Raw genomic sequence first — 13095 nt, 5'->3', positions numbered from 1 at the left:
TATCACCCCACTGTCGCGGGTCTACACTGGGGGCATCATTTGAAAGGAGTACAATCATGTCGATAAAAGCCATTGCCGTAGACCCGCAGAACCCCGCCGATTTCATCGAAATCTCACCGGAGATGCCGGTGCCCGGCCAGTACGATCTGCTGGTGGAAGTGAAAGCGGCGTCGGTCAACCCGGTGGACACCAAAGTGCACGCCGGTCTGCAGAAAAACGGCCTGCAGCAGCCGCGCATTCTCGGCTGGGACGCCAGCGGCGTCGTGGTGAGCGCAGGCAGCAGCGTCAGCGGCTTCAAGCCCGGCGATGAAGTGTGGTACGCCGGCGACATCACCCGCCCCGGCAGCAACAGCAGCCACCAACTGATCGACTCGCGCATCGCCGCGCACAAACCGCGCAGCCTGAACTGGGCCGAGTCCGCCGCCATGCCGCTGACCGCCCTCACCGCCTGGGAGGCGCTGTTCGAACACCTGAATATTCAGGACGCGCCGGAGCACAAGACGCTGCTGATCATCGGCGGCGCCGGCGGCGTCGGCTCGTTGGCCATTCCGCTGGCCGCGCTGCGCAGCAAGGTGAAAGTGATCGCCACCGCATCAAGACCTGAATCCGCCGCCTGGTGCCGCGAGCGGGGCGCCGACCTGGTGGTGGACTACCGCGATTTGAAGGGCAACCTGGCGCAACACGGCATCGAGCAGGTGGATTACATCCTCTGTCTGAACGATACCGACGGCCACTGGCCGGCGATGGCCGAACTGATCGCGCCGCTCGGCCATATCTGCACCATCGTCGAGAACGCGCAGCCGTTGGATCAAAACGCGCTGAAGCTGAAAAGCGCCGCGCTGCACTGGGAATTCATGTTCACCCGCAGCATGTTCACCACCCCGGACATCGCGCAGCAAGGCCGGATCCTGCAGCAGGTGGCGCAACTGCTGGACGACGGCAAGCTGAGCACCACGCTGAGCGCAACCCTGCACGGGCTGTCGGTAGACACGCTGACCGCCGCGCACCAGCAGCTGCTCGGCGGCCATATGCAAGGCAAGCTGGTTATCGCTTACTGAGTTCGCATCGCGGCGGCGTTCTGCGCCGCCGTTACTGCGGGCGAACGAAGCCGACGCACAACACCTGCTCGTCGCTCTGCGGATCGGCGCGGAACGTCAGCGTCTGCTGCCAGTCGAGGCGTATCTTCGGCCAGTGGGCCAACTCGCCGCCGAAGTCGCTGTGCGCGCAGTCTTCACCCAACCGACCGAACAAGGCGACGCCATGCTGCGCAATCTGCGGATAGCTGATGTTGACGTTGTAGATGTTCGGCCGCGTATGATTGGACCAGCGCGTAATGGTCTGCGGCCGGGAACCGGCATACACCGTCATCCACTGCGACAGGTATTCGCCGCCGACGTAACGCAGACTGACGCCGTACCGCTCCTGCCACAGCTGTTCCACCCTGGCGCTGAACGCCTTGATGCCCACCATCTTCTGACCGGCATTGCGCACGTTGCCCAGCATCACCGCGGCATACCCCAGATAGACCGCCAGCGCCGCGCACATCAGCCCAATAGTCGCCGCCCGCAGCGAACGCACCGGCGGCTGACGCACGCAGCCGACCAGCAGCGCGGGCGCCAGCATGAAGAACGGCTGCAGCCACTCGGTCAAGCGGCCGCCGACGTTGAAGGAGAACCAAAAGGTAATGATGCCGAGCGGCAGCAGGTAGATCCACAGCAGCACCCGCATCGGCAAGGCTTTCGGCCAGGCCAGCACCGCCCCGCTGCGGCGCAGGATCAGCCACAGCACCAGCGACGGATAGAACACCAGCAGCAGCGATTGCAGCATGTCGAGATTGAGCTGCATCTTGATCTGCGAATCCACCCACTTAAAGGCGGCGAAGTCGTGGTTCCACAGCCAGAATACGTTCGGCAGCACCAACGCCAGCCAGATCGCCACCGCCAGATAGAACTGCGGCTGGCGATAGCAGCGGCGGATCTGCGGCACGAACAGCGTCGACAGCGCCGCGAAATAGACGAAGGCGAAGGTCGAATACTTGGCCATCATCGCCAGACCGGCGGCCAACGCGAAGGCCGGCCACCAGTTGGCCGAACGGGAAATTGCCATGTGGAAGAACAGCGCCATCCACGGCCACAGCATCACCAACAGGTAGTTGTCGTTGTATGGAATGATGTCGAAATTGATGATGCCGGACAGATTGAGCGTCAGCAGCGCCATCCAGGCCAGCGAAGTGCTGCCGCTCAGGCGTCGCGCCAGCAGCCAGACGCCCAACATGCCGATGGCGATGGCGATGAAGTGCCCGCCGTACCAGTAAACGTTTAGCGGCAGCCACGACAGCCAGATCGCCGGCTGCATCGCTGCACCGACCAACCAAGGATTTTTCGGTGAGCCCCACTCGCCGTTGAGGCCCCAGTTGAGCGCCTCGACGGCGTCGTAGGGCAGGGTAGGATCAAGATGAACCGTCAGCAGCGTCCAGGCTGCGGCATAGCAGACCAACCAGAGAGCAAGTAAGCGATAAGACATGTCTTCTTCTGAGCGTTATTGTAAAGAAAATCTTAACTTAGTCGCTACCGAATGAACCATGTTTAAACAAGCCGTTAAATGTGCGTCCGAGCGGCCGTTTCTGCCGCGCGATCGCACATTACGCTAATTTTTTCCGCCTGCGGCGTGGCGCTGGGCGGGCGCATTCGCCAGCCGGCCGGCGTCCGCCGCCAGCAGCTGTTGCACCAGCTCGACACAACGCAGGAAGCGCTCTTCGTAATCGCTGGACTCAACGTGCACGTACTCGATGTTGTTGGCGCGCAGCATCTCCTCCAGCAGGCGCTGGAACGCCAGGCGATCGGCGGTGCTGCCGAGACTGCGCAGGCCGTCCGCCACCCACGGCGTGTTGTTTTCCAGCAGGATCACCAGATCGAAGCGGTATTCGTCGATCAGCGCCTGCACGAAGGGATGCTCACGCCCTTCGTACTTTTTGCAAAACGCCTGGGTGGTGACGAAATCGGTATCGATAAACGCCACCTTGTTGGCGTACTTGACCGCGAAATCCACGTATTGCGCCTGCCCGAGGGCAATTTTGTCGTAGTCGGAGTACTGCAACGCCATCTCGTCGCCGCCCAGGTGCGAGAACACGTAATCGCGGCCATATTCCCAGGCGCTGGTGGTGTTGAAGATGTTGGCCAGCTTGTTGACCAGCGTCGATTTGCCGCTCGACTCGCCGCCGAGGATCGCCACGGTGCGCACGAAGAACGGTTTCACCTCGGTCGGGATGTAATCCCAATAACGGAACGGATCCTGACGGATCTGATTGCCGCTGATGTTCATGAACGAGCGTTCGGGGTCGACCAAAATGGTTTCGATGCCCAAATGCTCGCGGTAGCGCGGCGCATCCTGCGCTTCGCTGGAATAGATGAAGCTCGGCACGATGCCCTTCTGTTCCATAAAGGCCTTCATGCCGTCGCTCCACACGTTCCAGCCGTGCGGGTAGGGTTCGATGCCCTGCTCGTCGAACGAGTGGATATGGATGTTTTTCTGGTACTTGAAGGTCTGCAGCAGCCAGCGCAGGCGATCGCTGACCGTCGGCTGTTGCGACATCGAACTGTTTTCGAACAGCTCACGGTCACGCGGCTCGTCGTGGCACAAAATGACGTGCAGCTCATCCACCTGGCTGCAGGCGCGCTGGATCAGATAGATGTGGCCGGTGTGCAGCGGGTAAAATTTACCAAACACCACGCCGACTTTGACCTCTTTGCGCGGGAACTCAAGCCCGAGAAAACGGTGCAGCGCCTCCAGCTTTTGCGCGCTCGGACTTTTGATCTTGTCGTTCAACAGCTGGCTGAGATAGCCTTTGGTCATGCCGCTGGCATCCGCCACCTGCTGCAACGTGCAGCCCTTTTGCTTGATGGACGTCTTCAGGTAATCAAATTGCGGCATGGCCACCTCCGTTTAGTATGCTAAACAAAATAGCATATCTCTCTCGCCGCCGGCGACATTAATAAAACTCTTCCAGCACGTCCAGCGCGTCCGCCAGCTTCTTGACCCCGAACACCTGCATGTTGGCCGGCGGCTTTTTCGGCATATTGCCGTGCGGCACGATGGCGCGCTTGAAGCCGTGCTTGGCCGCTTCGGAGATACGTTCCTGACCGCTCGGCACCGGACGGATCTCACCCGCCAACCCCACTTCGCCGAACACCACCAAATCGTTCGGCAGCGGCCGATCGCGCAGGCTTGAGACCAACGACATCAGCAGCGCCAGATCGGCGCTGGTCTCGCTAACCTTCACCCCGCCGACCACGTTGACGAACACGTCCTGATCCGACATCTGCAGCCCGCCGTGCCGGTGCAGCACCGCCAGCAGGATCGCCAACCGGTTCTGCTCCAGGCCCACCGCCACGCGGCGCGGGTTGGACATCATCGAATGATCCACCAGCGCCTGGATCTCCACCAGCAGCGGCCGGGTGCCTTCCCACACCACCATCACCGAACTGCCGGAGGTGACTTCGTCGCCGCGGCTGAGGAAGATAGCCGAAGGGTTGCTCACTTCGCGCAGCCCCTGTTCGGTCATGGCGAACACCCCCAGCTCGTTGACCGCGCCGAAGCGGTTCTTGTGGCTGCGCAGGGTGCGGAAGCGGGAATCGGCGTCGCCGTCCAGCAGCACCGAACAGTCGATGCAGTGTTCCAGCACTTTCGGCCCGGCCAGCGAGCCGTCTTTGGTGACGTGGCCGACCATCACGATCGCCACGCCGCGCGTCTTGGCGAAGCGTGTCAGATAGGCGGCGGTTTCCCGCACCTGCGCCACGCTGCCCGGCGAAGACTGAATGTCCGCCATGTGCATCACCTGAATCGAGTCGATCACCATCAGCTTCGGCTGTTCCTGCTCGGCGATCAGGCAGATCTGCTCGATGCTGGTTTCCGACAGCATGTTCAGGCCGCCGGTCGGTAGCCCCAGACGGTGGGCGCGCATCGCCACCTGCTGCAGCGATTCCTCGCCGGTGACGTACAGGGTTTTCATCTGTTCGGACAGTTTGCACAGCACCTGCAGCAACAGGGTGCTCTTGCCGGCGCCGGGGTTGCCGCCGATCAGAATGGCGCTGCCGGGCACCACGCCGCCGCCCAACACGCGATCGAACTCGAGAAAGCCGGTGGTGAAGCGCGGCAGCGCCTCAAGGCTGATTTCCGACAGCTTCTGCACTTTGCTGACGCCGGCGTCGCCGGCATAGCCGCTGAGGCGATCGTTGCGCGCCGCAGCGGGCGACGCGGCCAAACGCACTTCCGTGATGGTGTTCCAGGCATGGCAGGCGCTGCACTGCCCCTGCCAACGCGGATAGTCCGCCCCGCACTCATTGCACACAAATGCCCGTTTTGCCGCTTTTGCCACGTCTTACCTCAATCTTTCGTTATCGCACTTCGTGTTTCAGGCTGCCGGTGAGAATACACAGCACGCCCATCAGATCCGCATGCCGGATCGCCACCTGCGCTTTTTCATACACTTTCGGTTTGGCGTGGTAGGCGATGCCCAGCCCCGCCGCCTGCATCATTTTCAAATCGTTGGCGCCGTCGCCGATGGCCACAGTCTGCGCCAGCGGGATCTCCAGCTTCTCCGCCAGCCGCAGCAGCGTATCGGCTTTGAACTGCGCGTCCACCACCGGCCCCAGCACTTCGCCGGTCAGCTTGCCGTCGCGGATCTCCAGCTCGTTGGCCGCCGCCGCCACCAGCCGCAGCCGGTTGCGCAGGTATTCGGCGTAGTAGGTGAAACCGCCGGAGGCGATCGCCACATGCCAGCCCATCGCCTGCAGCTTGCCCACCAGGCTGGTCAGCCCCGGCATCAGCGGCAGCTCGTCGCGCACCTGCTTGAGGATGTTGGCGTCGGCCCCTTTCAGCGTACCGACGCGCTGGCGCAGGCTGGCGGTAAAGTCCAGCTCGCCGCGCATCGCGCGTTCGGTCACTTCCGCCACCTGCTCGCCGACGCCCGCCAGCTTGGCGATTTCATCGATACACTCGATCTCGATCGCCGTTGAATCCATGTCCATCACCAGCAGCCCCGGCGTGCGCAGGTGCGGGATTTTGCCGAGCGGCGCCACATCCAGCCCGCTCTCCGCCGCCAGCAGCTTGGCACGCGGCGTCAAGGTGCCCGCCAGCCGCACCACCTGATAGTCGTCCACGCCCCAGGCGGTGACGATCACCATCGCCGCGCCCAGCTTGCGTTGGAATTGGGTAATGCGCGCCTTGTCCAGCTCCCTGCCATATAACAGCCACCCGGTATTGCCCGCCCGGTAGTCCAGCGGCATCACTTCGTCGCCGCTGAGCGAAAGGGGAAGACCCGGCCATTGAGAGATCTCCGCCGGAAGATCGCAATAGGTCAGACTGTTTGACATCATTGACTCCTGAATGGACAAAAACGCTGCATGATAAAACGACGCATCAAGCTATCCTATCGCCAGCGGTTCTGGCAACATAAAGTGTCCCCGATGCCCAAGGAACCTGCATGGCTCGCGCTAAACTGAAATTTCGCCTGCACCGCACCGCTATTATCCTGATTTGCCTGGCTTTGCTGGTGCTGCTGATGCAGGGCGCCTCTTATTTTAGCCTGAGTCACCAAATGGCGCGATCCGAGCAGGTTGAAGAGCTGGCGCAGACGCTGACCAAACAGGTCGCCTACAGCCTGGCGCCGCTGCTGGACGACGACGGCAACAATCCGCGCATCGACGCCATCCTCAAGCAGCTCACCGATCACAGCCGCATTCTCGACGTCAGCGTGTATCAGCTGGACGGCACGCTGGTCTCCCACGCCGGGGAACAGATAAGTATACGCGATCGCCTGTCGCTCGACGGCAAACGCGCCGGCAGCTACTTCAACCACCAGTTGGTCGAATCCATTCAGGGCAAAGACGGCCCGATCGGCTTTATCCGCATCACCCTCGACACCCACGTGCTGGCGACCGAATCCAAGCAGGTGGACAACACCACCAACCTGCTGCGCCTGATGATCCTGCTGGCGCTGGCGATCGGCATCATTCTGGCGCGTACCCTGCTGCAACACCGCCGCAGCCGCTGGCAGCAGTCGCCCTACCTGTTGACCGCCAACACGCCGTTGGCAGAAGGCAATACCGTGGAAGACGACGAAGAGGATGCGCCGGAAACAAAGCAGGAAGCGCCGAAGAAGGAATAACTCAGGCCAGGCGTTGAATGCGTTCGTGCAGCTTCTGCAGTTGCGCCAGCATTTGCTCAGCAATCGCGCGGAAGGCATCGCTGATGTCGTCATGTTGCGCCGTTCTCTGCCAGAACTCGCGAGCCAATAGCTCCGCTTGCCGCCAGACAGCACCGCCCACCTCATTGCTCAAACGGATCTCCACCGCGTCATGGCGCAGATTGCCGCTGCTTGCCGGGGCAAAAGCCATCGGCAGCATATCGTACAAAGGCGCCAACATGACCGGCCGCTGCGTTGGCCGCAAGAACGACAGATTGCCCTGGTGCATATCGCTATTGGCGATCAATCGGCCGAAGGCCCAATACAAGGCAATCCGTTGGCAGGCAGAATGATCGATCACGCCTTGCTGCAATAGCCGATTAGCCGCCACGACCCAGTTGACGTGGCCGCTGCCGCTGAACTCGGCATCCAGCGCCTCCAGCGACACCATCGCCACCCGCCCTTCTTCGCCGATGCGATCAAAGCGTTCTACCTCTAAAAAGCATTGCCGATCGGCACCGAACAGGATTTGCGCCGTTGCGGCAGGTAATCCCGCAGCGGCGACCGTCTGCAACGCCAGCGACTCGGCGATCAGCAAATCGCTCCAGCGCTGTGCAATGACATGCGTCGGCGCCAGACTGAACTTCACCAAAACATGCGCACGATGCCCAGGCGTCAGCTCAGCATAGGCGGCAAATTTGGGTTGTTCGCCACCGGCGGAGGAACCCACCAACTCCCCGGCCAGCGCCTGGACGGACAATGCGGCGTAATGCTCGATTTTATCTTCCGCCGCGATAGCGACGGCAGTATCCCGCATCAACCAACGCTGATAGCTGTCGGCGCCAGGCAGCAAATCGCCGGTCATGTCTTCGCCATAACGGCAGAGCGCCAACAGACGTTGGCCCTCATCCCATCGCCGCACATCCTCCGGCAAATTCAACTCGTGGGCCGCCGCTTTGCCCCAGGCTCGCCCAAGAAAGCCAATCGGCCGCAGGTCATTCAGATACCATGGCAGGCCGTCATAGAGCTGCCACTCTCCGCTGCGCTCATCGCACACCGCACAGTTATCGGCAGGATACAGCGGGCACAGCGTGGCAAACAGGTGCGCCTTGCCCCGTTCATCAACCCGATACAGCGGAAACTGCCTCTCACCGCCGATCCCGCGCCGCAATACATAGCGCGTCGCCTTACCTTTACCGAGGATCAATACGGCGCCCGCCAATTCGCGGATACGGCGCGACAGCGTCGGCTGGCTGATGCCCAACGCTTCTGTCAGTTGACGAGCCGTGGCCGGCCCATGACGCAAAACTTGTTCAACGGTGAGCATCGGATGAATAGATTGGTGAATAGATTGATAGAGGAAGTAATAGCGTTAAATGACAGGAAGGTAAAGCGTTAGCCAAAAACGGCCGTGCGGAATGAATAGATTGACGGGCGGGCGCCATGACGACGCCCGCCGCGGTATTACGCTTTGTCGCCCAGCAGCACGGATTCCAGCGCGATAACGATCATTTCGTTAAAGGTGGTCTGGCGTTCCGCCGCCGTGGTCGCTTCGTGACGCAGGATGTGGTCGGACACGGTGCAGATGGTCAGCGCCTTACAGCCGAACTCTTCGTACAGCTCCGCCGCCACGCCGTAGATGCCGGCCGCTTCCATTTCCACGCCCAGGATGCCGTACTTCTTCATCACCTGGAACATATCCGGATCCGGGGTGTAGAACAGATCGGCGGAGAAGATGTTGCCCACGCGCGCCGGGATGCCCTGCGCCGCCGCCGCGTCGACCGCGTTGCGCACCATGTCGAAGTCGGCGATCGCCGCGTAGTCGTTGTCCTTGAAGCGCAGACGGTTCACCTTAGAGTCGGTGCACGCGCCCATGCCGATCACCACGTCGCGCAGTTTGATATCGTCACGCACCGCGCCGCAGGAACCCACGCGAATGATCTTCTTCACGCCGAATTCGGCGATCAGCTCGCGCGCGTAGATGGAGCAGGACGGAATGCCCATGCCGTGGCCCATTACGGAGATGCGGCGGCCTTTGTAGGTGCCGGTGAAACCCAACATGCCGCGCACGTTGTTCACTTCCACCGCGCCTTCCAGGAAGGTTTCGGCGATGTATTTTGCGCGCAGCGGGTCGCCCGGCATCAGTACTACGTCAGCGAAATCACCCATCTCAGCATTAATGTGCGGCGTAGCCATAATTTTCTTCCTTTAGAAATCTTATTTAATAAAAACGTCAAACATCCAAGCCTTGAATTTCGAGTTGCAGCCAGGCAGCTGGCGGGTGAATCCCCAGGAGCTTACTTGAGTAAGCGACTGGGGTTCACGCGTGAAGCTAACAACGCTGCGGCTTGAAAGACAGGGCTTAGAACAGGGTCTTACCGTAATCCATCGGCGACAGGCCAAAGTAATTGGCGACGGTCTGGCCGATGTCGGCGAAGGTCTCGCGGTGGCCCAGCGAACCCGGTTTCACTTTCGGGCCGTAGACCAGCACCGGGATGTGCTCGCGGGTGTGGTCGGTGCCGCTCCAGGTCGGATCGCAGCCGTGGTCGGCGGTGAAGATGATGATGTCTTCGTCTTTCACCAGCTTCAGCAGTTCCGGCAGGCGGCGGTCGAACAACTCCAGCGCGGCGGCGTAGCCCGCCACGTCGCGACGGTGACCGTAGGAGGAGTCGAAGTCCACGAAGTTGGTGAACACGATGGTGTTGTCGCCGGCCTTTTCCATTTCGATCAGGGTCGCGTCGAACAGCGCGTCGATGCCGGTCGCCTTCACCTTCTTGGTGATGCCGACGTTGGCGTAGATGTCGGCGATTTTACCGATCGACACCACTTCGCCGCCCTTCTCGTCCACCAGCTTTTTCAGCACGGTCGGCGCCGGCGGCTCTACCGCCAGATCGTGGCGGTTGCCGGTGCGCTGGAAGTGACCCGGCTTGTCGCCGACGAACGGACGCGCGATCACGCGGCCGATGTTGTAACCGCCTTCGGTCAGCTCTTCACGCGCGATTTCGCACAGCTCATACAGGCGCTCCAGGCCGAAGGTCTCTTCATGACAGGCGATCTGGAATACCGAGTCGGCGGAGGTGTAGAAAATCGGCTTGCCGGTTTTCATGTGCTCTTCACCCAACTGATCGAGGATCACGGTGCCGGATGAGTGGCAGTTGCCCAGGTAGCCCGGCAGATTGGCGCGCTCCACCAGCTTATCCAGCAGCGCCTGCGGGAAGCTGTTGTGCTCGTCCTTGAAGTAGCCCCAGTCGAACAGCACCGGCACGCCGGCGATTTCCCAGTGGCCCGACGGCGTGTCTTTACCGGAAGAGAGCTCGCTGGCGTAGCCGTAGGCGCCGATGATGTCGGCGTTGCGATCCAGCCCCTGCGGGAAGTTGCCGGTGGACTCTTCCGCCGCTTTGCCGAGGCCCAGACGGCTCAGGTTAGGCAGCGTCAGCGGGCCCTGACGGCCCACGTTGGCCTCACCGCGCGCGCAAACCTCGGCGATGTGGCCCAGGGTGTCGGAACCCTGATCGCCAAAACGTTCGGCGTCTTCGCTGGCGCCGATGCCGAAGGAGTCCAATACCATAATAAATGTACGTTTCATCTGTGCTCTCCTGCGTGTTCTCACGCTTTGGACGGCCGCGAAAAAGCCGCAGCCGTTCCTGATTCTTGGGTTATTCCGTGATGCGCTTATACACTACCGGCGTCGCTTCCGGCGCTTTATCGCTCAGCGTCATCGCGCTGCGCACCGCATCGGCCGCCTGCTGCCAGCTCTCTTCATCGTTGGCGTGGATCATCGCCAGCGGCTGCTGGGAATCCGCCGTATCGCCCAGGCGCGCCATCTCGGTCAGGCCGACGCTGTAATCGATGGCGTCGCTCGCCCGACGGCGGCCGCCGCCCAACGACACCACCGCCATGCCCAGCGCACGGGTATCCATGGCGCTGATGATGCCCGGCTTTTCAGCATACACCGGCTTGCTCAGCGTTGCCGCCGGCAGATAGCTATCGTAGCGTTCGACGAAGTCTATCGGCCCCTGCTGCGCCGCCACCATGCGGCCAAACACCTCCGCCGCCTTGCCGTTATCCAGCACCGCCTGCAGCTTGGCGCGCGCGTCGGCCTCGTCTTGCGCCAGGCCGCCGGACAACAGCATCTCTACGCTCAGCGCCAGCGTCACTTCCAGCAGGCGCGGGTTGCGGTATTCACCGGTCAGGAAGCGCACCGCTTCGCGCACTTCCACCGCGTTGCCGGCGCTGGAAGCCAGCACCTGATTCATGTCGGTCAGCAGCGCGGTGGTCTTGCAGCCCGCGCCGTTGGCCACGCCGACGATCGCCTGCGCCAAATCTTGCGACAGGGCATAGGTCGGCATAAAGGCGCCGGAGCCGACCTTCACGTCCATCACCAGCGCATCCAACCCTTCCGCCAGCTTCTTGGCCAGAATGGAGGCGGTGATCAGCGGGATAGAATCCACGGTGGCGGTGATATCGCGGGTGGCGTAAAAACGCTTGTCCGCCGGCGCCAGCGAGCTGGTCTGGCCGATGATCGCCACGCCGACGTCCTGAATGATTTTGCGGAAGGCGTTATCGTCCGGGAAAATATTGAAGCCCGGAATGGCTTCCAGTTTGTCCAGCGTGCCGCCGGTATGCCCCAGGCCGCGGCCGGAGATCATCGGCACATAGCCGCCGCAGGCTGCCACCATCGGGCCGAGCATCAGCGAAGTCACGTCGCCCACGCCGCCGGTCGAATGCTTGTCGACGATCGGGCCGTTCAGCGCCAAACTCTTCCAGTCCAGCACGGTGCCGGAATCGCGCATCGCCATGGTGAGAGCCACGCGCTCCGGCATGCTCATGTCATGGAAATAAATGGTCATCGCCAGCGCGGCGATCTGCCCTTCCGACACCACATTGTCGCGAATGCCGTTGATGAAAAAGCGGATTTCCGCTTCGCTTAACGGCTGGCCGTCGCGTTTTTTACGAATAATTTCTTGAGCCAGGAACAAGGCATCCCCCTGTGTCGCCGAGAGTCGGTGCAGACGGGCGCGCCTGGCGCCCGCCAACGATATCGATCAGTAGCCGCCGCCGGCGGTCTGGGTTTGGTGGCCCAGCGCGGCCAGCAAGCTGGCCAGCAGGCTGGAAGCGCCAAAGCGGAAATGCCGCGCGTCGGCCCACCCTTCGCCCAGAATACGATCGGCAAGTTGCAGATAATGTAGCGCGTCTTCCGCGGTGCGCACGCCGCCGGCCGGCTTGAAGCCCACCGTCTTCGCCACGCCCAGATCGCGGATCACCGACATCATCAGCTCGGCGCTCTCCAGGGTGGCGTTGACCGGCACCTTGCCGGTGGAGGTCTTGATAAAGTCGGCGCCGGCCTTGATGGCGATCTCGGACGCCTTGCGGATCAGATCGGCCTGCTTCAGCTCACCGGTTTCGATGATCACTTTCAGCAGCACGTTGGCCGCCTGGCAAGCCTGTTTGCACTGTTTCACCAGCTCGAAACCGACCTGCTCATTGCCGGCGATCAGCGCGCGGTAAGGGAACACCACGTCCACTTCATCCGCCCCATAGGCGATCGCCGCGCGGGTTTCCGCCAACGCGATGTCGATATCGTCGTTGCCATGCGGGAAGTTGGTCACGGTGGCGATACGGATGTCCGGCGTGCCTTGCTCGCGCAGCGCCTTACGCGCCACCGGGATAAAACGCGGGTAGATGCAGATGGCCGCCGTGTGGCCGGCCGGGCTGTTGGCCTGACGACAGAGGGCGATCACTTTCTCGTCGGTGTCATCATCGTTCAGCGTGGTTAAATCCATCAAGTTCAGCGCACGTTGCGCTGCTGCGGTTAATTCGGTCATAAAACTCTCCAACTGAGTACCTGGGTGTTGGCGAGCGGACTTGGTTCCATGAAGATAGCGCAGGGGAACGGCGTTCCCGCGGCGGCA

At 61.8% G+C, this 13095-nt stretch carries 11 protein-coding genes; 2 read left to right on the top strand and 9 right to left on the bottom strand.

The features are described from left to right. Positions 1–56 precede the first annotated feature (56 nt). On the top strand, positions 57–1058 hold the full coding sequence (locus IMX17_RS15910) for a zinc-binding alcohol dehydrogenase family protein (RefSeq protein ID WP_193549969.1): 1002 nt from the start codon (positions 57–59) through the stop codon (positions 1056–1058). Positions 1059–1089: 31 nt separating this feature from the next. On the opposite strand, the gene IMX17_RS15905 is transcribed toward IMX17_RS15910, so the two are convergent. From IMX17_RS15905 to serB, 4 genes are all read right to left on the bottom strand, one after another. Further along, a complete protein-coding gene (locus tag IMX17_RS15905; protein ID WP_193549968.1) occupies positions 1090–2523 on the bottom strand; it encodes a glycosyltransferase family 39 protein in 1434 nt (477 codons plus the stop codon). Between the two features lie 123 nt (positions 2524–2646). Next, positions 2647–3930, bottom strand: coding sequence for a multifunctional transcriptional regulator/nicotinamide-nucleotide adenylyltransferase/ribosylnicotinamide kinase NadR (nadR, locus tag IMX17_RS15900; RefSeq protein ID WP_182265267.1), 1284 nt, complete (start codon positions 3928–3930; stop codon positions 2647–2649). 58 nt (positions 3931–3988) lie between these two features. Then, entirely contained in the window at positions 3989–5374 is a 1386-nt protein-coding gene (gene radA / locus IMX17_RS15895; RefSeq protein ID WP_025159617.1) for a DNA repair protein RadA, read from the bottom strand. Between the two features lie 19 nt (positions 5375–5393). Continuing rightward, a complete protein-coding gene (gene serB / locus IMX17_RS15890) occupies positions 5394–6371 on the bottom strand; it encodes a phosphoserine phosphatase (protein ID WP_033641797.1) in 978 nt (325 codons plus the stop codon). 110 nt (positions 6372–6481) lie between these two features. Here serB and IMX17_RS15885 point away from each other — a divergent pair, with 110 nt between their 5' ends. After that, positions 6482–7165 carry a YtjB family periplasmic protein gene (locus IMX17_RS15885; RefSeq protein ID WP_193549967.1) on the top strand — a complete coding sequence of 228 codons (684 nt, stop codon included), beginning with the start codon at positions 6482–6484 and terminating at the stop codon, positions 7163–7165. A gap of 1 nt (position 7166) precedes the next feature. On the opposite strand, the gene yjjJ is transcribed toward IMX17_RS15885, so the two are convergent. The 5 genes from yjjJ to deoC all read right to left on the bottom strand — a co-directional run bounded on the left by yjjJ (position 7167) and on the right by deoC (position 13008). Further along, positions 7167–8510 carry a type II toxin-antitoxin system HipA family toxin YjjJ gene (gene yjjJ, locus IMX17_RS15880; protein WP_193549966.1) on the bottom strand — a complete coding sequence of 448 codons (1344 nt, stop codon included), beginning with the start codon at positions 8508–8510 and terminating at the stop codon, positions 7167–7169. Positions 8511–8647: 137 nt separating this feature from the next. Next, the gene (gene deoD, locus IMX17_RS15875; RefSeq protein WP_004933059.1) at positions 8648–9379 is read right to left on the bottom strand and encodes a purine-nucleoside phosphorylase; all 732 of its coding nucleotides are present in this window, start codon (positions 9377–9379) and stop codon (positions 8648–8650) included. A gap of 166 nt (positions 9380–9545) precedes the next feature. After that, positions 9546–10769: a phosphopentomutase gene (gene deoB, locus IMX17_RS15870; protein WP_033641795.1), complete on the bottom strand. Its 1224-nt coding sequence runs from the start codon at positions 10767–10769 to the stop codon at positions 9546–9548. 70 nt (positions 10770–10839) lie between these two features. Beyond that, complete coding sequence (gene deoA / locus IMX17_RS15865) at positions 10840–12162, bottom strand: thymidine phosphorylase (RefSeq protein WP_046898086.1); 1323 nt, start codon at positions 12160–12162, stop codon at positions 10840–10842. 66 nt (positions 12163–12228) lie between these two features. Continuing rightward, entirely contained in the window at positions 12229–13008 is a 780-nt protein-coding gene (gene deoC / locus IMX17_RS15860; protein WP_046898085.1) for a deoxyribose-phosphate aldolase, read from the bottom strand. Between the last annotated feature and the right edge of the window lie 87 nt (positions 13009–13095).

Origin of the sequence: Serratia sp. X3 (assembly GCF_014982455.1) — a bacterium.
GTDB classification, from domain to species: domain Bacteria; phylum Pseudomonadota; class Gammaproteobacteria; order Enterobacterales; family Enterobacteriaceae; genus Serratia; species Serratia ureilytica.
The sequence above is the reverse complement of the archived record's forward strand: the minus strand, read 5'-3'. Positions and strand labels throughout refer to the sequence as shown.